This window comes from Prochlorococcus sp. MIT2304 (genome assembly GCF_059772405.1).
The window spans coordinates 1465522-1484132 of sequence record NZ_CM186286.1; the positions used below are offsets into that span (position 1 = coordinate 1465522).

Consider the following 18611-nt stretch of genomic DNA (forward strand, 5'->3'; position numbering starts at 1 on the left):
TTAGTCATGTATTATTAGCATTGCTTGATTGGTCTTTAAGTGGCTACTTGACTTTGTAATTAAATCCTGCAAATTATTTTTAGATATAGGTTTCTTGCCTTTGTTCATAACTATATGTGGCCAAAAAGGTGGAGTAGCTAAAACTTGTACCTCAATTCATTTGGCAAGTGTTTGGAATTCTCAAGGGAAAAACGTTTGTCTAGTTGATGCTGATAGAAATCGATCGGCTCTTGCTTATGGATCAAGAGGTAATCTTAAATTCAACATAGTCCCTGTAGAAGCAGCTGCTAAAGCTACGAGATTCTCAGAAATTGTGATAACTGATGGTCAAGCGAGTACTGATGAAGAAGAGCTAAAACATTTAGCAGCTGGGTCTGATCTTGTTCTTTTGCCTACTGCCCCAAAAGCTAGATCGGTTGAATTAACCGTCGAATTAGCAACTTTATTAAAACAGTTAAATATTCCTCATGCAGTTTTGCTAGTTAAGGTCGATTGTCGCCAAAAGCGAATTGCGAATGAAGCCAGAGAGGCTTTAAAAAAATTTGATTTAACGGTCCTAGAAGGTGAGATTCCTTTGTTATCAGCTTTTGATAAAGCAGAAAATCAGGGGGCCGCCGTAATTGATGCAGTAGATGATAAAGGTCGATCCGATCCCAGGCGAATGTCGGGTTGGTCGGCCTATTGCTCCATTGCTAAACAAATTCAATGCCAGATTTCGAAGCACTTGTCAGACATCAACAAACCAGTCGAAGACCAGCTGTTGAGCGCTTAAAAGTAGTTGAAAAACCACCTATCTCTACTCAATCACCTACAACCGATGGGAAAAATTTGAGTACTTTATTTTTTGGGTTCGTTGGAGGATTATCTGGATCAATAATTGGAACAGGTTTAATGCTGTATCTTTCAATTAAAGGATTTATAGATTTTAAACTACTTTTTTAAATTTTGATTTCTTCCCATATATTTTTCGACATTTTTGAATATATGTAATTTATATATTAGAACTGTGTTTTTTTTTCGCTATTTCTACCATTTCATAAAAAGTTTTAGATTTTTTTAGTAGATGATGATAATCTCCGAAGGCATTTATTCTTCCATCTTTAAATTCATAAATACAATCTGATCTTTCAATTGTAGATAATCTGTGAGCAATTGTTACTATTGTGCATCGTCTACCGATAATTTCAATTGCATCCATTACTTCTGCTTCCGTTCTGTTGTCTAAAGCGCTAGTTGCCTCATCTAAAACTAATAATTTTGATTGCCTATAAAAAGCTCTTGCTATGGCTAATCTTTGTCTTTGTCCTCCAGATAGTCTGATGCCATTGTCACCAATTGATGTATTTAAACCCATTGGCATATCTGACACTAATTCTGCTAATTGAGCTGCCTTTAGTGCATCCCAGACTCTTTTAAGATCTATTAATTCTTTATCTAATCCATATGCGATATTTTCAATAATATTGCTATTTAACAAAGTAATTGATTGTGGAACGTAAGAGCAGCAATCCTGCCAAGCTGGAACTTCAGCATCGTTAACTGTAAGCCCATCTAATAACAGTTGTCCATCTGTTGGTCTAAGAAGACATAGCAGTTGGTTGGCTGTGGTGGTTTTTCCACTTCCAGTTTCTCCAACAAAAGCTATTCTTGACCCAATGGGGATAGTAAGATTTATATTTTTTAGTGTGTATTCCTTGCTGTTGGGATATCTGTAACTCAGATTTTCAAGCTTGATGTTGTTTCTGGGTTCAATCCCTTTTTTTGTGGGAACTCCTATTGATCTTTTCGTTAGTCGACTCGATGGAAGTTCTATTAATTTCAGTATTTCTTCTAAATCAGGGATTGATGCCCGCATAGAAGTTAATGCTCTAAAGGAATCTTGTAATGGAGGAGTTAGTTTTAAAGCAGCTACTGCAATTGTTGCTAAAAATGGAACTATCTCAATAAGTATTGAAGTGTTTTGCCCATTTATGTAAGGGACAAGACCAATTGCAAAAATTAATGTAATACCAAATGGCTCTATTAATGATCTAGGAAATTCCGGTAAAACTTCAGCTTTCCAAATAAAAGGGAAAGAGTTTTTACTTGCTAATTTATATCTCTTTTCAAAATATGATTCTGAGCCAGTGAGATGTACATCTATAATTGTACTCATTGACTCTGTTAGAATATTGTTTGTTTCTTTCTCTAATTTGATTCTTTGTCGAGAAGAATACCTTATAAAAGGTGTTACAAATAACGAAATAAAGATGTAAAAAATCAAGAGACTAATAATTAAATAAAGAGCTATCGACTTTGCTATGAGAAGAACAGCAACACATATAAACGCAATCACACATAAACCACTTGAAATTTGAAGGATTGGCCTTACTAGAAATTCTGAGACTCTAGATATATTTATTAGAACTTTTGATGATAAATCAGATTTTTTCTTGTCCAAGAAAAATTCATATGGTTGAGATAGTAATTTTTTCTGTGCTAATTCTGATAAGTCTCTCCAAACTGCTACTCTCAGTCTTTCTTGGGCTGCTTTAAGAAATAATTTAGAAAATGATGCCAGCCAATTCATTCCTATGTATATAACCACTAAACTGATGACTTTTGTTTTCGGGTCTTCAGGTATAAAAGTTTGAAATGGTAAGGGTGGTTGATTGGGTTGGCCTATAAAAACAGTAAATAATCTAGAAACAAGTCCAACTACAATTACATCTGTTAAGCCAGTAAAGGCTGCTACAGGAATTAATTTTAATAGAGACCTTCTTCTTCTAACCGGCAGTGCCCTAAGCAGGCGCATCAAAAGACGATATGTTTTGCTTGTACCAACCATTTAATAAAATTACTTACTTTTGAGAAATTATTTATCGCGATTCAGCCAGTTCTTTGGGTGTTTGGTTTTCAGTTTTTCAGGGTAAAGCTTTGAAGTTTACAAAGAAAATTTTGAGAAAGTATTTTTTAGAGATGGTTGAATTTTTTTAATTTAAAAATTTTTCCAATATAATTGATATTCAAAACTAGATTAATATCTTTTATTAGCTATAAAAATAACTAAGAAGATTAATAGAATAAGTGGTAATAAATAAATCATAATCATAAAACCAGACAACAAGATAATTAGACTTAAAGAGATGAAAAATCCTATTAGTAACATTCTCAGAAATCTTTTGATTCTATTCCACCAAAATATACCTTGAGTTTTTTCTAGATTGATTTTCAGCTCTTTGCGTCTAAGATATAGTTCTCTTAGTTCTTTTTGATACCAGTTGATTGAGTCATCTAATTTTGCTTTGTAAACATTCTTTCCAATCTGCTCTATAAAATTATTCGATCTTGAGAATGTGGATCTCAATTTTACAATTTGTGCCTCCATAAGGGCTTTGCTACTGTCTGATATTTTTTTATCTATCTCTACAATATTAGTATTGATTTGATCTTGTAGGGAAAAATTCTCATTTGAATTATATTGTACAATTTCACAACTACTATTTTGATTATATTTAAAAAATTTAGAAAAAAAGTTTGCTCTAAACATTTGAATGACTATTATCTAAGATAGATTTCAATGCGTATATTATAACCATGACTTCTATAGTTTTTAATGGGAGCTACATTACCAAGAAAAATACAGGTATTGGGGTCGTTTCTAAGGATTTACTAAATTCTTTTTCACCTCAAAAAATCACTACACTTATTCCAAAAGATATCGGTATCAAAGGTGATATTTATATACCTAATAACTTATCTCCAGGTTCAGGTATCAAAAGCCATTTTAGAAGATTGTATTGGCTTCAAAATGCTGTTCCAAAATTAATGAATAAATTAAATGCTGAATATTTTTTATCGCCATTATTGGAAGCGCCATTATTTACTAATATTAAATCTGTCGTTTTGGCTCATGATTTAATACCAATTAGGTACCCTACGATATCATTTTTAACTTTATACCATTTAATTTATATTCCTTTGATTTTAAAACAATCAAAGATAATTTTATGTAATTCTATTTCTACTGCTCATGATTTAAATAAATATTATAATGTGCCTATGCATAAATTATTCCCAATCAAATTAGGATTTGATAATGAAAAGTTTTATCCAATAAAAAAACAACGAAAAAAATTTTTTCTTATTATTGGTAGGCATAATCCACATAAAAATTTGCGGAGGCTTATCCAGGCATTTGCAAATGCAAAAGTAAACGATTATAAGCTTGTTTTTGTAGGACCTTTTGATAAGAGATATACACCAAGTCTTATAAAATTAATTGATAAATATAATCTAAAACATTTGTGTATTTGGAAAGGTTGGATTGATGAAGATGAAAAATTATCGTTATTAAACGAATGTCATGCACTCATTATTGTGAGTCTTTGGGAAGGATTTGGCCTTCCAGCTCTTGAGGCAATGGCTTGTGGAACACCAGTTATTGCATCTGATAGAGGCGCTTTACCTGAGATTCTTGGAGATTATGGTTATTTAGTGAATCCATTCAATATTCAATCAATTTCTTTAGCTATGAAGGCAGTTATAGATGATAGAAAATGTTTCGAACAGGCTCTTCAAGAGGGCCCGGCAAGAGCTGAATCTTTTAATTGGTTTGATACTGCCAGAACAATTGAAAAGATTATTCAAGAAATTGATTAACCTATTTTTTGAAGTTTTTATTTAGCAATGTAAGTGGGGTAAAAGAAAATATTGAAATCATCAAATATCGAAAGAATTTTGTGATTTGATTTCATTATTATTTAGATTTAAAAAATTATTACGCTATTGATTGTAATTCCTTTTCCTGATGGTCCATCAATCTTAATTTATTACTGCTATTATGATTTTTATAAGAATATTTTAGAAATGCCTAGTCGAAAATCAAAAAAAAAATTAACTTCTAAAATAACTCAAGCAATTGAAGAAAAAAAGACAACACCAAGAACTGCAAAAATTGTTCTCTTTGTATTTGGAGTAGGCCCCCTTATTCTTATGTGTTTATTTTTATTTTCGAACGGATTTTTCAATTCTCCTTGATAATTTGATTAATCTATGAAAGACGGAGCGTAATTTTTTTTGGATATAAAAATCAGTTCCTAGGAATTTCTGTAGCTTTTATCTTCTTTTTATAACATCATTTGTTTATTGATCGATATATCAACAATTTATTTTTTGATTCCAGCTAAAGTTGGTTTTTGCTTTAAGCCTAATGCAACTCTATTTAGTTGATTGTCAGTTCACTGATATTGACAATCAAATTGCTGCTTATAAACAGTTTGTAGAATTTTGGGAAAATGGAGAGATGTCTAAGCAAGATAAATTTGATGGATTTGAAATGCTTTTTCGTGTTCATGCTCCTGGAGAGGGTCGTGTTGTGATTCTCTGCAATGCAAATGGTGATAAGGAACTGTTTCAACATTTTGCCCCATGGAGAGCTCAGTTTGGTATAGATATGGAAATTACTCCGGTGATAAGCTGTCAAAATGTTGTTGACTATCACAAGGACTTATTCGCAAAAATGTCTTAAATGTCTCCAACAAATCTATAGCTAGATAATGCTTAATTCTAATTTATAAATAGATAATAAATTTAATAAAAAATTGATTTATTTTTTAGAAAGTGCGTTTCCTGTTGCCCACATACTTTTGAAGCCGGCTTTGGCCCTGAGTAATCGGATAGGAAGTGTAACCAATATTGCTAATGCGATTAAAGCAAAAGAGTCGGTTGTAAATCTGGCAATGCCCCAATCGGATGAAGCTAAAGCAAAAAAAGGGAAATGCATGGATTCAATTATTTTATAAGATATTATCAGTATATTTATTATCAATCTAATTGCTTATTAAAAATTATTGTAAGGAATAAAGATATATGAAATCTATTAAATAAAAAAATTACTTAATAACTAATAGAAGTATAATTACAGCTATTTTTATAGATAAAATTATCATTTTAATTTTTTATTTGTTATGTAGTTATGAAGATATTCTATTGTTTTGTTTCTAATTATTTCTTTTCTAGTTTGGTAATGAAGGCTTTATAGAAATAAATCTTTAGCTCTTACAGGAGGAATTAAGAAGTGGCACTTTTAGCTGTCATGCATGTGTGTTTCTTGGGGCTAAGTTTGTACTTTTAAAAGATTTATCTAGGCTAATTACAAGCTATAAAATCATTTTCTGGATCTATTTATCGCCTAGCCCATTTGTATTAATTTAGACTTCTCAAATTTTTCGCAGTGGATACAATCAAGATTCATTCAATTAAAAATTAATGCTTCAAAAGATCTTCAGCCTTTTAGCCTGTATGGCTTTCGCCTTGATGAGCTATTCGCCGATTGCTATGGCAGTTGATGAGAAGCCTCCTGTTGATGTACAAGAACTTTTCACAAGCACAAAACCAATTTACGGAGAATCTTTCACATACCCTGTAGGTAAAGGTGAAATGAGGCTTTATAAAGTTGATGTTCAACCAGGTGGCGTTGTCCCTCTTCATTTTCATGAGGCACCATTAACTGGTTATATCGATGAAGGTCAATTAACACTAAAGACTAAGAAAGGTAAGAGTAAAACTTTCATGGAGGGAGATTCTTTCGTTTTATCTGCTGATACTCCTCCTCATACCATGGCTAATAATGGAAAAGTACCATCAGTTATGTGGGTTGTTGTGGCAGCCGCTGAGGGAGTTCCTACTCTCACTAATGTTGAAGGTTAATTAGTTTGTTTGCAGCCGATTGGGATCGGAAGCCGAAGGGCTGATCTAGGTCAGTCCTTTTTAATGGCTTCAAAAACATTGCGCCTACTTGAATAGAGCACTTTCTAATCTATAGGGATCAATAGATGAATACACTTTTAAGCAACCTTTGTGTCTCGCTTTGTGGTCTCAATATGTTAGTGTCATTAGCTGGTTGATTGTTTATTGATTCCTCAATAAGGGTTTATGACTTCTACTACAAAAATTGAAGAAATTGACGATAATTTTAATCCGCTTTCTCAGCATTTAACTTCAGAAGTTATTCGTTCTCGCCTTTTGAAGAAAAACGTTTCTTTTTTCGCTAATGACAATATCGCTGATCATATTGAACCAGGTGAGATAGAGGATTTAGAAGCTGAAGTTGCTGATAGAATAAGAGATTTATTAAAAAGTTTAATTATTGATATTGATAATGATCACAACACATTAGAGACGGCAGAAAGGGTCGCTCGGATGTATATCAATGAAGTCTTTAAGGGCAGATATCATAAACAACCAAAAGTTACAAGTTTCCCAAATGTAAAAAATTTAGATGAGATATACACTGTCGGACCTATGACTATTAGGTCTGCCTGTTCTCACCATTTTGTACCAATTATTGGAAATTGTTGGATTGGAATTAAACCTGGGAAAAGAGTGATTGGTTTATCCAAGTTTTCTCGAGTTGCAGATTGGGTTTTTTCTAGGCCACATATTCAAGAAGAAGCTGTGATGATTCTTGCTGATGAGATAGAACGACTATGCGAGCCACAAGGATTAGGAATCATAGTTAAAGCAGATCACTATTGTATGAAATTAAGAGGTGTCAAAGAATCACATTGCAGCATGGTTAATTCGGTTGTAAGAGGTGATTTCAGGCACGATCCAAGCTTAAAACAAGAATTTTTTGAACTCGTCAGACAACAGGAAACAGCCTTGTCTAGATAGTTGAATTCAATTTCTTATTGTCCATACTTTGCTTTCACTTAGGCTGACTTCGCTCAGTCCTTTATGACTATTTGTCATAAGATTTGTCATAACTTTGATATTTCTAGAAGCAGCTAATTATGAGACTTGTTCTGCTGGAATGAGAGTGAGGCCCTCGCAGGCCTCGTGGATCAATTGGGTAATAAGGCTGAACTAACCCCATCTCCTAAAAGATCAAGCAGCAACTGGGGCTGTTTGACGGGAGAAACTAACGATGTTGTTAGCAGTTATGGTTTTGCTCTGACCGAGCAGGCTTCAGTCATTCGCCTGATACCCCGTCGAAGCCATTGCAGCCCCATTGATGGAGCTGAGCGGAATCGAACCGCTGTCCGAGATACTGGTGTGAATCACCTAGTCCATTGGAAAATAGACACTTACATTCTGGCAGATCTTTTGGAATTAATCGATTAGTGTTCAAAGAACTTTTGTGTACTTTCTAAATAATTTAAAAGCAATGAAAATTGTTGCATCTATTTCTCAAGGTCTTGAAAAAGAGGGTGCAAAAGAGTTGATAGAACTTGGAGCTAAATCAGTTAAAGCTTCAAGAAGGCATATATCATTCGAAGCTGATATGGCTTGTTTATACAGAATACATTTGCGATCTCGATTGTCTTTTAGATTTCTAAGAGAGATTTTTAGATTTCCTTGCAATGGCCCGCATGAACTTTATAGCGGTGTTCAAAGGTCAATTGATTGGGAAACTTGGCTTCACCCTCAGCAGAGTTTTCGAGTAGATGTCACTGGATTTGGAGCAGGATTATCACATACTCATTTCACTGCTTTGCAAGTAAAAAATGCAATTATTGATTTACAAAGAGAACGATGGGGTTCGCGTTCAAGCATCGATTTAAATAATCCAGATATTTGTTTTCATTTGCACTTGTCAAATGATCAAGCCTTTTTGAGTGTTGATGGATGTAATTCGAGTCTTCACAAAAGAGGTTATAGACCAGCTGTTGGAATGGCTCCAATAAAGGAAACATTAGCTGCTGGTTTAATTCGAATGACTGAATGGGATGGAACTATTAATTTGGTAGATCCATTATGTGGTTCTGGAACATTTTTGATTGAAGCGGTAAGCATGTTGCTTGGAATCCCAACTGGGTTGTATAGACAGTTTTTATTTAAGAATTGGCCGGATTTTGATATCTCTATATGGGATAAAGAATTAAAAATGGCACAGAAGATGAAACCCTTAAATAAGAAATTACCTAAAATAATTGGCTGCGAAGTTGATGAAATGATTTACATTTCCGCTACTGATAACGTAAGAAAAGCTGGCTTGGAAAATTATATAGAAATTATCAACTGCCCTTTTCAAGAATTTCAATTACCCCCTGGGCTAGGACTTTTAATTTGTAATCCTCCCTATGGGAAAAGAATAGGAAATGAAAATGAACTAGCTAAGCTTTATCAACAACTAGGTCAATATTGCAAACAAAAAGCCTCTGGCTGGGATCTTTGGTTACTTAATGGGAATCCACACCTAAGTAAACATTTGGGGATGAAAGCATGTCAACGTTTTCAAGTAAATAATGGTTCTATCGATTGCAGGTGGTTGAATTATAAAATTAATTAGTTTAATTTTTTCCTAAAACAGCTTTTGTGGTTTTTGCAATTCCTTCCCATGTTTCTGGCAGGTAAGGACCTTTTGCTAGATATCCTCCAATTCTGAGACTCATCCCCGCCAACACAAGATTTATAAGCACTAAAATTAAAATTGTTGATTTGTTGTCTATTTCAAGTAAGTCTCTGAGCCAATATCCAAGAAATAATTCAGAACCAAGTAAGGCAAATAACATCAGCACCCCTCCACTAGCCAGGAAAATCAACCCACTTATAAGTCGGCGTTTTTCCCTGTCCATTTCTTGCAGCGCAATGCGAACATGAAGGTCCATTACCGAACTTGCTAATGCAGTAACTCTTGCTGCAGCTCCTATCCCTTTTTTGCGTTCTGAGTTGGTCATTAATTTCTTCTGCCTCCACCAAGCAGTATGCCAAATAAAACTCCAATTCCAGCAGCAATTCCTATGGCCAAGAGGGGCCTTTTTCTTACTGGTTTCTCAATTCGTGGTCTTAGCGTACTGTTTAATTCATCTAGAAGGTTTTCAAGCTGTTTTTCGAGAGGTTCCAAAGACTCTGCTAGCCCTCTAGTTGTGTCAGTCGCAGAATGAAAAATTTCTTCCAGTTGTTCTTGTACTCCAAAACTGTTTTTCCCTGTATGAATGGATATGACATTTATTAAATCTTCGAGACTTCCTTTAGTTGCTTCTAATGTTTGTTTGGCTAAATCCGGCCATCGCTCTTGAATTTTTGGCAATAAATTATCAAATTGTTCATTGAACCATTGCTCTGGAGACTTTTCAGAAATAGCTTGTTCAGCCTCGACTGAATTTGACGTTGCAGAAGACGAGGAATTCACTGATTCCATAAACCTAAAGGTTTATTAAAGAATAGAGAGATATTGCCCTAATCGAAACCCCTTAATCGGTTCAATTTAGAAAGTTCCTTTACAAGAATCTTTTTTTTTTAGGTTTTATATGTTTGAACTCCATAATTTCATGAGAATTTTTCGTCGTCTTTGCTTACAAATATTGCTATTCGAATACGTATAGTGCTAAACGTCATGCATATCTACTCAATATCCCATGGGCGTCGGAATTTCATCAATGGTTTTTGCTTCTAATACAATACCTACTGACTTTGGCCTAGTCTTAGCCGCAATAGCTGGTGCAGGAAGCCTTCTTTTAATTGCTCTAAGATTTGTACCTGAGGCAAAAAGCTAAAAGGTTTATCGTTCTGCAATTTGTATTTTGGAGATTTCCTCCTGATATGTTTTTGTGGGAAATTATTTGTTAGCTTTGAATTATTTTAAAATTTGAATACTTTTGGTAATAAAAAATTTTTTAGGTGGGTTTTATTAAGACATATTGGTGCACCCGATGATGAAGCTGGTATTCACTTTGATTTTCTTGTAGAAGATAAAGATTTTTGTAGAACTTGGCGCTTGAATAAAATTCCATTATTGGATGGACCTTATGTATCTTCCGTATATATCGCTCCTCATAATCTTTATTGGCTAGATATTGAAGAAAAGGTTGTGTCTGGTAATCGGGGATTTGCAACTAGAATTAAAAAAGGAATTATTTTGGAATCTCTACCATCTGTTGAGAATAGTTTCATAAATTTATCGCTAGAGTGGGAAAAGATTGAATCTAATTTGGTAATAGATGAAAATGGTTTCAAAATTTTCAGCAAAAGATATTAATTATTTCTTGTCAATCAGAAGGGCTTGAGTTTTTCTCATATTTCGCTAACGTCATTCCTATAGTGGATGCATTCTATTGGTCCATATCAACCACGTAGATTTGTCTCATTTCAAGTCCTTTGGTGGATCGATGTCGATTCCACTTGAAGAGGGCTTTACAGTTGTAACAGGTCCAAATGGTTCAGGTAAAAGCAATATTCTAGATGGAGTTTTATTTTGTTTAGGCCTTGCAAATAGCCGAGGCATGAGAGCTGACAGATTACCCGACTTAGTTAATAGTGGCGTGTTGAAAGCTGGAAAATCCTCTGAAACCAAAGTAACTGTTAAATTTGATTTAACTGATTGGCAGCCAGATGATGCCGAAGAAGGTATAGAGCCTACTGAGGAAGGGCCTTGGATTAAGCCTAATCAAAAAGAATGGACAGTATCAAGAAAATTAAAGGTTATGCCAGGAGGATCATATGCTTCCACCTATAGCGCAGATGGTCTGAGTTGTAACTTACAGCAATTACAAACCCAATTGAGGCGTCTAAGGATTGATCCTGAAGGGAGCAATGTGGTTATGCAGGGAGATGTTACTCGAATTGTTTCTATGAGTAATAAAGATCGCAGAGGGCTTATAGACGAACTTGCTGGTGTAGCACTATTTGATACTCGTATTGATCAAACTCGTACAAAGTTGGATGATGTTTATGAAAGGCAAGAGCGTTGTCGTATCGTTGAACAGGAACTAATTCTTTCTAAGCAGCGTTTGCAAAAAGATTGTGAGAAAGCAAGTTTATATAAAGATCTGAAAAATCAATTATTAATTGGCAAAAAGCAAGAGTTAGTTTTATCGTATGAAAATGCAAAAAAGGGATTGGAAAAATTAGATATTGATCATCAGGAATTAATTAAAAAAGAAAAAATAGATTCAGAAAAGTTACTTAACAATGAAAATGATTTAATTAAATCTATAGAAAAATTAGATATTTTACAAAAAAATGTCAAAGAACTTGGTGAAGATCAATTGCTCGAAGTTCAAGGTAAACTAGCAGGAATTGAATCTCAACATAGAGAGCTAGAAAGACAAGGTCTTGCTCATAAAAATGAAGGACAAAAATTACAGGAATCTAGGAATAATCTTGTCCAGAGAAAGAAAGATTATCAAACTGATTTACAAATTAAGTTGAATGAGATTAATCCTAAAGATTTAGAGGAAGCTGACTTAAGATGTAAAGAAGCTGAGGCTTGGGTTGAATCTTCTAGAAGGAAGCTTTCAGATGTAGCAGGTCGTTCTGGTGCTTTGATAGAAAAACATCAGAAAGCCAGAGATGAACTTCAAAAAATCCGATTGGAATTAGATCCTAAAAGACTAGAGAAACAAAATATTGAAGAAAGTTTATTGCAATTAAATGTTATTTTAAAAGAATTACAAACTGATCAGAAAGCTGATCAATCCTCCAATGATAAAGTACATATAGAAATTAATAAGCTGAATAAGGAATGGGATAATGTTTTGAGTTCAATATCAATGAAGAAAGAAGAGTTTCAAGAATTGGTTTCTGAGAAAGGCATACAAGAGCGCACCAAATATAGATTAGAGAAGGAACAAGTAAAGCTTCAAAATAATATTGCCCGTTTAGAAAGTAGGAAAGAAATTATATCCGAAAGCCGAGGGACAAATGCAATAACTTTATTATTAAAATCTGGGATAGAAGGTATACATGGACCTGTTGCTAATTTAGGCGAAGTTGAAGATCGTTATCGAACTGCTCTAGAGGTCGCTGCTGGAGCACGACTTGCGCAAGTTGTTGTTGATAATGATCAGATTGCTGCAAAATCAATTGATCTTTTAAAACGAAAAAGAGCTGGAAGATTAACTTTTTTACCTCTTAATAAGATTTTAAAAAACTCTCAAAACAGGTCCGATGTATTTCAGAGATCTGTTCAACCTAGTTTCAATAAAAATACTGGCTTAATTTCTAAGGCTATTGACTTGGTTCAATTTGATTCAATATATAAAGATGTTTTTTTGTATGTATTTGGTGAGACAATTGTTTTTAGTGACTTGTCATCAGCACGTGATCAAATTGGTATAAAAAGAGCTGTCACTTTAGAAGGTGAATTGTTAGAAAAGAGTGGAGCAATGACTGGTGGGAGTTTAAATAATAGAGCTTTGGGTTTTAGTTTTGGAAGAGTAAAAGATAGCGATGATTGTGATGTATTGAAGATTAGATTATTAGAAATTGGCGAGACCTTAGTAAATTGTCAAAAAAACGAAAGTCAACTCATCCATAAGCTAGATAATCTAAGGACTCAGCTAAGTACATTAGAACAAAAGAAAGCAGCACTCGATGCTGAAAGAGAAACTTCTAAAAGATCAAATTCGCCTTTATTAGAACGCCAAAGTAATCGCTCAAAAAGGATTGATGATCTGCAAAAATCTAAAAAAGAAAAGCTATTTCAATTAGAGTCAATCAATTCGAGTATTAAACCCTTAGAGTTAGTTTTATCAGAAATTGAGAAGGAAGAGAAAACAATAGATAAATCAAGTGACGCATCTGTTTGGTCTAAATTACAAAATGATCTAGAAGATGCTGATAAAAATCTTCTTAATTTTAGAAATAAAAGAGATGAAATTTCAAACAAGCAATCCCAAAACAAGCTTGCCATTGATCGATTAAATGATCAAGATGCTTCTTTAATCAGCGAAGAAAAACGTTTAAAGGATGCCATAGATAATCTTGCTTCTGCTCATACCGCATGGCGTGAGCAAAGCAAATTACTCAATACTAATCGGCAAGATTTGATCAATCAACAAAAAGATTTAGAAATTCGCTTTGGTGAACAACGAAAAGAAAGAGATTGTGTAGAAGCTGATGTAGCTAAAAAAAGATTGAATCTACAAGAAATGCAATGGAGTCTTCAACGTTTAAGGGAAGATCAAAAAAACTTGAAGGAAGAAATGCGTATGGAAACCATTCGATGTAATGAATTAGAGAAAAAGCTTCCAAACCCAATGCCCATGATCTCAGATGAAATTAGAGATAATGGTCTAGAGGCTTTACTGTCTCACTTGAACGCTTTGCAGAAAAGGATGGAAGAATTGGAACCTGTGAATATGCTTGCACTGGAAGAATTGGCTAAATTAGATGAGAGGCTTAATGAACTTGAAAACAGACTTCAAGTGCTCACCGATGAAAGGTCAGAGTTATTGCTCAGAATAGAGACTGTTTCAACCTTGCGTCAGGAGGCCTTTATGGAGGCTTTTCAGGCAGTTGATATTCATTTTCGTGACATTTTTTCAAGTCTCTCTGAAGGTGATGGACATTTGCAACTGGAGAATCTTGATCAACCCTTGGAAGGTGGTTTGACTTTGGTTGCTCATCCAAAAGGTAAACCTGTAAGACGGCTTGCGGCTATGTCAGGTGGAGAAAAGTCATTAACTGCTTTGAGTTTTCTTTTTGCCTTGCAACGTTTTAGACCTTCTCCTTTTTATGCTCTCGACGAAGTAGATAGTTTTTTGGATGGAGTCAATGTTGAAAGGTTAGCCGCTTTAATCTCCAAGCAAGCTGAGCATGCACAATTTCTTGTCGTAAGTCATAGAAGACCTATGATTGGAGCCTCAATGAGGACTATTGGAGTTACGCAAGCGAGGGGAAATCATACTCAAGTTGTTGGGTTGCCAATCGCAGCTTGATTGAATTTACTAAGATGGTCCAAAATGGTTTTACCAATCTCATTACTGCATATTTGAGTTGACCAACACTCAAGCCCAACAAGGATCACCATCAGCTGTTCCAAGTGACAGATTATGGCTTCGTTCTGAGTTGATGGGGACTCAGGTTATTACTCGTGATACTGGACGTAGGCTAGGCCTAGTGGGAGAAGTGGTTGTGGATATTGATCGTAGAGAGGTTGTTGCTTTAGGACTCCGAGATAATCCTTTAACACGTTTTTTACCTGGTTTGCCTAGATGGCTTCCTCTTGATCAGATCCGTCAAGTAGGGGATGTGATTTTGGTAGACACAATAGACTCGTTAAGTGAAAACTTTGTTCCCGAAAAATTTAATAAAGTTATTAATTGTCAGGTAATTACTGAATCAGGAGATCAGTTAGGAAGAGTACTTGGATTTTCTTTTGATATTGAAACAGGAGAATTACTTACACTAGTTATGGGAGCATTAGGTGTTCCTTTATTAGGCGAGGGGGTTTTAAGTACTTGGGAAATGCCTGTAGATGAAATAGTTAGTAGTGGCCCAGATCGAATAATTGTTTATGAGGGAGCTGAAGAGAAATTAAAACAATTAAATAGTGGTTTTCTTGAAAAGCTTGGTGTAGGCAATTCTGGATGGGAAGAAAGCGAAAGAGATAGGTATAGAGTTAATCTTGTCCCAGTTGAAAATCAATTAACCTCTGGCGATAGTGAAAATTATGATCAACCCCTTCTAGAACAATCCCAAGAGGAAATCTTTGAAGAAGAAGAGATGGAATATGTAGAATTAAAAGATTCAGAAGAACAACAATATGATCAAGAACTAAGATATCTTGATGAATCAAATCAATCATCAATTTACTCCGAAATTGATGCAGATGATGTTGGCTATAATCAATCACAATTAAACAATAAGACTGATAATTTTCAGGCTAATATAGCCTCTTCAAAAATTAAAAATAGATCAAAAATTATCAGAGAACAAGAACCTATAGATGTAGAACCCTTAGATAAATTATCTATCAAAGAATCTCGAGATTCTAAACCTAAGGATAAAGAACTTTTAGATATTGAAGATCCATGGTAATTATTTTAAAAGTTTCTTTTCTTCTAAAAGATTAATAATTTGCTGACAAAATTTTTTTGTTGCCCCTTTATTCCCTCTGAGTGCTTGTAGATCTTGTTTTTGCCCAGACAGCCTTGAAGGAGAATTTAGCCAATCAATAGTTTCTTTAGCTATTTGTGATGGTGTTATATTGCCTATTCTTTCAGGGACAATCATCCTTTCTGCAGAAATATTTGGCCAAGCTAGGAAACCTCTATTTTTTAGTTTTATTAGGCTAATTAGCAATCCAATGAACCATTTTAAAATTGGCAATCTAGCTATTAAGCCTAGGAAACCATCCCATGCGTCCATCACTAAAATATGCTGCGTAGGTACAACGACTATCATCGGAATATTTAATGATCCTAGCTCGGCAGTATTTGCGCCTACTGTTGTTAGGGCAATGTCACATTGGCTAAGATCACTATATGCTGGATGCTTTTCTTGTATAAAAATGACTGTAGAATTAGTGGTAATTAATATTCCTCTTTCTTCTTTATCATTGGCTTTATTAATTGATTTAATACCAGATGTATATTGTTTAGAAATTGGATTTTTGCTACTACCAAAGTAATTAATTTCATCTAAGTTTGTGGTAGGAGCGATAGGTATTAAAAACTTACAATCTGGCATTGACTCGGATATTTTATCTGCCACATCAAGAAAAAAAGGTATTCCAATTTTTAATTTTGCGCTTTTTGAACCTGGCATGAGTGCAATCCACTTGCCAGCAGGGAGGGGGTTATCAATTTTTGCACTTTCATTTAAGTCAGCTGTGAGGTCTCCTATTACAGAGCAACGCTTTTGAATTTGTTTAGGTAGTTTTTCAACAATCTTTTCTGACATTGCGAGGATACGATTATTCCAAAAAGGCCATCTGACAATCCACTCTGCATATGTCATATTCAAATATTTCAATCTTGCTGATAGTAGAACGCTCCAAAATTGATCTCCTCCTAAAAAAATTACTAACCCTTGGGAAGGCCATGAACCAAATTTTTTAGGTTTTATAAGAAGCTTTAAGAAATTATTTGCCTTTATTATCTTTTCAAATAGAAACCAATCTTTTGCAACAGCAGCTTCATAGCCAGTAGCATTTGGGCATGGAACTAATACCAAATTTAAAGATATCGGAGAATTATTTGCTTTTGGTCTTAAGGCTATTTGCTTATGAAGTTCTTGGGCTATTGGTTTAACCCATGTAGATAGTTCGCCTGGTCCATTTGAGATGAAAATAATTGCTAAAGAATTATTACTCATTTAGAGATGAGCATCAGCTTTAAGAATGCGGATGGCGAGACTTGAACTCGCAAGGCCGAAGCCACATGTTCCTTAGACATGCGCGTATACCAATTCCGCCACATCCGCAAGTTAACTCAGTTAAGCACTAAGTAACCATGATCATAATGCTAAACCTATTAAGCTTCTACCTAATTGGTTTTAATCTTGGGTACCAATACTGATACGATCCGGCTGAGGACCCAATAATTTTGAATGCCCATAGGCAAATTGCTAATAGCTAATCGTGGCGAAATAGCTTTAAGAATTCTCCGGAGTTGTCGTGAGATGGGGATAGCAACGGTTGCTGTTTACAGTACGGTTGATAAAAATGCTTTACATGTTCAATTAGCTGATGAGGCGGTATGCGTTGGAGATTCGCCTAGCAGTAAGAGTTATCTAAATATCCCGAATATATTAGCTGCAGCGACCTCAAGAGGTGTAGATGCTATTCACCCAGGGTATGGTTTTCTAGCCGAGAATGATCGATTTGCAGAGATTTGTGGGGATCACGGGCTTATTTTTGTTGGTCCATCTCCCCATGCAATTCGTTCTATGGGAGATAAGTCAACGGCTAAATCGACCATGCAAAAGGTGGGAGTTCCTACCGTACCTGGAAGTGAAGGTTTACTAGATAGTGTTTCAGCTGCATCCAAGCTTGCCTCTGAAATGGGATATCCAGTAATGATAAAAGCAACTGCAGGAGGGGGTGGAAGAGGCATGCGTTTAGTAGGACATTCAGATGAATTGGAGAATCTTTTTAAAGCTGCACAAGGGGAAGCAGAAGCTGCATTTGGAAATCCAGGTTTGTATATGGAGAAATTTATTGATCTCCCAAGACATGTTGAGGTACAGATTCTTGCTGATCGTTTTGGTAACGTTGTTCACCTTGGAGAGAGAGATTGCTCGATTCAAAGACGGCATCAGAAATTGTTAGAGGAATCACCAAGTCCAGCTTTAGATGATCACTTAAGAATAAAGATGGGAGAAGCAGCCGTTGCAGCTGCAAAAAGTATTAATTATGAAGGTGCTGGGACAGTGGAATTCCTGCTAGATCGCCAAGGTAACTTTTACTTTATGGAGATGAACACTAGAATACAAGTGGAGCATCCCGTAACGGAATTAGTTACTGGTATGGATCTAATAGCAGAACAATTACGTATTGCAGGAGGAGAAAAATTACAATTTAGTCAGTCAGATATTAAGCTAGATGGTCATGCAATTGAATGCCGAATTAATGCCGAAGATCCTAGTCATAATTTCAGACCCTCTCCTGGCAAAATCACTGGCTGGTTGCCACCTGGTGGTCCAGGTGTAAGAGTAGATAGTCATGTGTATACGGGTTACGATATACCTCCTTTTTATGATTCTTTAATTGGAAAATTAATAGTTTGGGGACGAGATAGAGAAGCTGCACTTAAACGAATGGAAAGAGCTTTAAACGAATGTGCAGTAACAGGAATTACAACTACTATTGATTTTCATTTAAAATTACTTAAGAGAAAAGAATTTGTAAAAGGGGATGTTCATACAAAGTTTGTTGAACAAGAAATGTTATAAATAGCTTG

18 protein-coding genes and 1 tRNA gene are annotated in these 18611 nt (G+C 34.9%); 12 read left to right on the forward strand and 7 right to left on the reverse strand.

Annotation, left to right across the window (positions count from 1 at the left end):
* The first annotated feature begins 100 nt into the window (after window positions 1–100).
* Both AC6EIY_RS08440 and AC6EIY_RS08445 read left to right on the forward strand, forming a co-directional pair.
* Entirely contained in the window at window positions 101–772 is a 672-nt protein-coding gene (locus tag AC6EIY_RS08440) for a nucleotide-binding protein (RefSeq protein WP_498506491.1), read from the forward strand.
* Entirely contained in the window at window positions 706–942 is a 237-nt protein-coding gene (locus tag AC6EIY_RS08445) for a hypothetical protein (protein ID WP_498506492.1), read from the forward strand. The genes AC6EIY_RS08440 and AC6EIY_RS08445 overlap by 67 nt, the downstream gene beginning before the upstream one ends.
* A gap of 49 nt (window positions 943–991) precedes the next feature.
* On the opposite strand, the gene AC6EIY_RS08450 is transcribed toward AC6EIY_RS08445, so the two are convergent.
* Both AC6EIY_RS08450 and AC6EIY_RS08455 read right to left on the reverse strand, forming a co-directional pair.
* Window positions 992–2827: an ABC transporter ATP-binding protein gene (locus AC6EIY_RS08450; protein ID WP_498506493.1), complete on the reverse strand. Its 1836-nt coding sequence runs from the start codon at window positions 2825–2827 to the stop codon at window positions 992–994.
* Window positions 2828–3016: 189 nt separating this feature from the next.
* Complete coding sequence (locus AC6EIY_RS08455) at window positions 3017–3529, reverse strand: hypothetical protein (protein WP_498506494.1); 513 nt, start codon at window positions 3527–3529, stop codon at window positions 3017–3019.
* Between the two features lie 47 nt (window positions 3530–3576).
* On the opposite strand from AC6EIY_RS08455, the gene AC6EIY_RS08460 reads away from it, so the two are divergent.
* Together AC6EIY_RS08460 and AC6EIY_RS08465 are read left to right on the forward strand one after the other, a co-directional pair.
* Window positions 3577–4641, forward strand: a complete 1065-nt coding sequence (locus tag AC6EIY_RS08460) for a glycosyltransferase family 4 protein (protein WP_498506495.1) — start codon at window positions 3577–3579, stop codon at window positions 4639–4641.
* A gap of 550 nt (window positions 4642–5191) precedes the next feature.
* Complete coding sequence (locus tag AC6EIY_RS08465) at window positions 5192–5509, forward strand: DUF3303 domain-containing protein (protein ID WP_498461940.1); 318 nt, start codon at window positions 5192–5194, stop codon at window positions 5507–5509.
* A gap of 78 nt (window positions 5510–5587) precedes the next feature.
* Here AC6EIY_RS08465 and AC6EIY_RS08470 read toward each other — a convergent pair whose 3' ends face one another.
* Window positions 5588–5764 carry a hypothetical protein gene (locus AC6EIY_RS08470; protein ID WP_498506496.1) on the reverse strand — a complete coding sequence of 59 codons (177 nt, stop codon included), beginning with the start codon at window positions 5762–5764 and terminating at the stop codon, window positions 5588–5590.
* A 518-nt stretch (window positions 5765–6282) separates the two neighbouring features.
* On the opposite strand from AC6EIY_RS08470, the gene AC6EIY_RS08475 reads away from it, so the two are divergent.
* The 3 genes from AC6EIY_RS08475 to AC6EIY_RS08485 all read left to right on the forward strand — a co-directional run bounded on the left by AC6EIY_RS08475 (window position 6283) and on the right by AC6EIY_RS08485 (window position 9274).
* Window positions 6283–6690, forward strand: coding sequence for a cupin domain-containing protein (locus tag AC6EIY_RS08475; RefSeq protein WP_498461942.1), 408 nt, complete (start codon window positions 6283–6285; stop codon window positions 6688–6690).
* Between the two features lie 225 nt (window positions 6691–6915).
* On the forward strand, window positions 6916–7656 hold the full coding sequence (gene folE, locus AC6EIY_RS08480; protein ID WP_498461943.1) for a GTP cyclohydrolase I: 741 nt from the start codon (window positions 6916–6918) through the stop codon (window positions 7654–7656).
* Between the two features lie 493 nt (window positions 7657–8149).
* A complete protein-coding gene (locus tag AC6EIY_RS08485; protein ID WP_498506497.1) occupies window positions 8150–9274 on the forward strand; it encodes a THUMP domain-containing class I SAM-dependent RNA methyltransferase in 1125 nt (374 codons plus the stop codon).
* Between the two features lies 1 nt (window position 9275).
* Here the strand turns inward: AC6EIY_RS08485 and AC6EIY_RS08490 are convergent, their stop codons facing one another.
* Window positions 9276–9662, reverse strand: coding sequence for a phage holin family protein (locus AC6EIY_RS08490; protein ID WP_498506498.1), 387 nt, complete (start codon window positions 9660–9662; stop codon window positions 9276–9278).
* Window positions 9662–10117, reverse strand: coding sequence for an ElaB/YgaM/YqjD family protein (locus AC6EIY_RS08495; RefSeq protein ID WP_498506499.1), 456 nt, complete (start codon window positions 10115–10117; stop codon window positions 9662–9664). Before AC6EIY_RS08495 ends, AC6EIY_RS08490 begins: the two co-directional genes overlap by 1 nt.
* Before the next feature lie 226 nt (window positions 10118–10343).
* Between AC6EIY_RS08495 and AC6EIY_RS08500 the strand changes: the two genes are divergently transcribed.
* The 4 genes from AC6EIY_RS08500 (at window position 10344) to AC6EIY_RS08515 (ending at window position 15747) form a co-directional block, all read left to right on the forward strand.
* Window positions 10344–10481 (forward strand): hypothetical protein, encoded by a 138-nt coding sequence (locus AC6EIY_RS08500; protein ID WP_011294050.1) that lies wholly within the window; start codon window positions 10344–10346, stop codon window positions 10479–10481.
* Window positions 10482–10573: 92 nt separating this feature from the next.
* Window positions 10574–10963 (forward strand): hypothetical protein, encoded by a 390-nt coding sequence (locus AC6EIY_RS08505; protein ID WP_498506500.1) that lies wholly within the window; start codon window positions 10574–10576, stop codon window positions 10961–10963.
* Between the two features lie 76 nt (window positions 10964–11039).
* Window positions 11040–14645: a chromosome segregation protein SMC gene (smc, locus tag AC6EIY_RS08510; RefSeq protein WP_498506501.1), complete on the forward strand. Its 3606-nt coding sequence runs from the start codon at window positions 11040–11042 to the stop codon at window positions 14643–14645.
* Between the two features lie 58 nt (window positions 14646–14703).
* The gene (locus tag AC6EIY_RS08515) at window positions 14704–15747 is read left to right on the forward strand and encodes a PRC-barrel domain-containing protein (RefSeq protein ID WP_498506502.1); all 1044 of its coding nucleotides are present in this window, start codon (window positions 14704–14706) and stop codon (window positions 15745–15747) included.
* On the opposite strand, the gene AC6EIY_RS08520 is transcribed toward AC6EIY_RS08515, so the two are convergent.
* Together AC6EIY_RS08520 and AC6EIY_RS08525 are read right to left on the reverse strand one after the other, a co-directional pair.
* Complete coding sequence (locus AC6EIY_RS08520) at window positions 15748–17025, reverse strand: glycosyltransferase family protein (RefSeq protein WP_498506503.1); 1278 nt, start codon at window positions 17023–17025, stop codon at window positions 15748–15750. It abuts the gene before it with no gap.
* Window positions 17026–17051: 26 nt separating this feature from the next.
* Window positions 17052–17133 (reverse strand) — tRNA-Leu (locus AC6EIY_RS08525).
* A 126-nt stretch (window positions 17134–17259) separates the two neighbouring features.
* Here AC6EIY_RS08525 and accC point away from each other — a divergent pair.
* The gene (gene accC / locus AC6EIY_RS08530; RefSeq protein WP_498506504.1) at window positions 17260–18603 is read left to right on the forward strand and encodes an acetyl-CoA carboxylase biotin carboxylase subunit; all 1344 of its coding nucleotides are present in this window, start codon (window positions 17260–17262) and stop codon (window positions 18601–18603) included.
* Window positions 18604–18611: the final 8 nt, after the last annotated feature.

Coding starts and splice junctions, on each gene's coding strand:
- AC6EIY_RS08460 (WP_498506495.1), top strand. CDS start 3,577: ATGACTTCTATAGTTTTTAATGGGAGCTACATTACCAAGAAAAATACA.
- AC6EIY_RS08485 (WP_498506497.1), top strand. CDS start 8,150: ATGAAAATTGTTGCATCTATTTCTCAAGGTCTTGAAAAAGAGGGTGCA.
- AC6EIY_RS08465 (WP_498461940.1), top strand. CDS start 5,192: ATGCAACTCTATTTAGTTGATTGTCAGTTCACTGATATTGACAATCAA.
- AC6EIY_RS08475 (WP_498461942.1), top strand. CDS start 6,283: ATGGCTTTCGCCTTGATGAGCTATTCGCCGATTGCTATGGCAGTTGAT.
- AC6EIY_RS08455 (WP_498506494.1), bottom strand. CDS start 3,529: ATGTTTAGAGCAAACTTTTTTTCTAAATTTTTTAAATATAATCAAAAT.
- accC (WP_498506504.1), top strand. CDS start 17,260: ATGCCCATAGGCAAATTGCTAATAGCTAATCGTGGCGAAATAGCTTTA.
- AC6EIY_RS08520 (WP_498506503.1), bottom strand. CDS start 17,025: ATGAGTAATAATTCTTTAGCAATTATTTTCATCTCAAATGGACCAGGC.
- AC6EIY_RS08470 (WP_498506496.1), bottom strand. CDS start 5,764: ATGCATTTCCCTTTTTTTGCTTTAGCTTCATCCGATTGGGGCATTGCC.
- AC6EIY_RS08500 (WP_011294050.1), top strand. CDS start 10,344: ATGGGCGTCGGAATTTCATCAATGGTTTTTGCTTCTAATACAATACCT.
- AC6EIY_RS08445 (WP_498506492.1), top strand. CDS start 706: ATGCCAGATTTCGAAGCACTTGTCAGACATCAACAAACCAGTCGAAGA.
- AC6EIY_RS08450 (WP_498506493.1), bottom strand. CDS start 2,827: ATGGTTGGTACAAGCAAAACATATCGTCTTTTGATGCGCCTGCTTAGG.
- AC6EIY_RS08490 (WP_498506498.1), bottom strand. CDS start 9,662: ATGACCAACTCAGAACGCAAAAAAGGGATAGGAGCTGCAGCAAGAGTT.
- folE (WP_498461943.1), top strand. CDS start 6,916: ATGACTTCTACTACAAAAATTGAAGAAATTGACGATAATTTTAATCCG.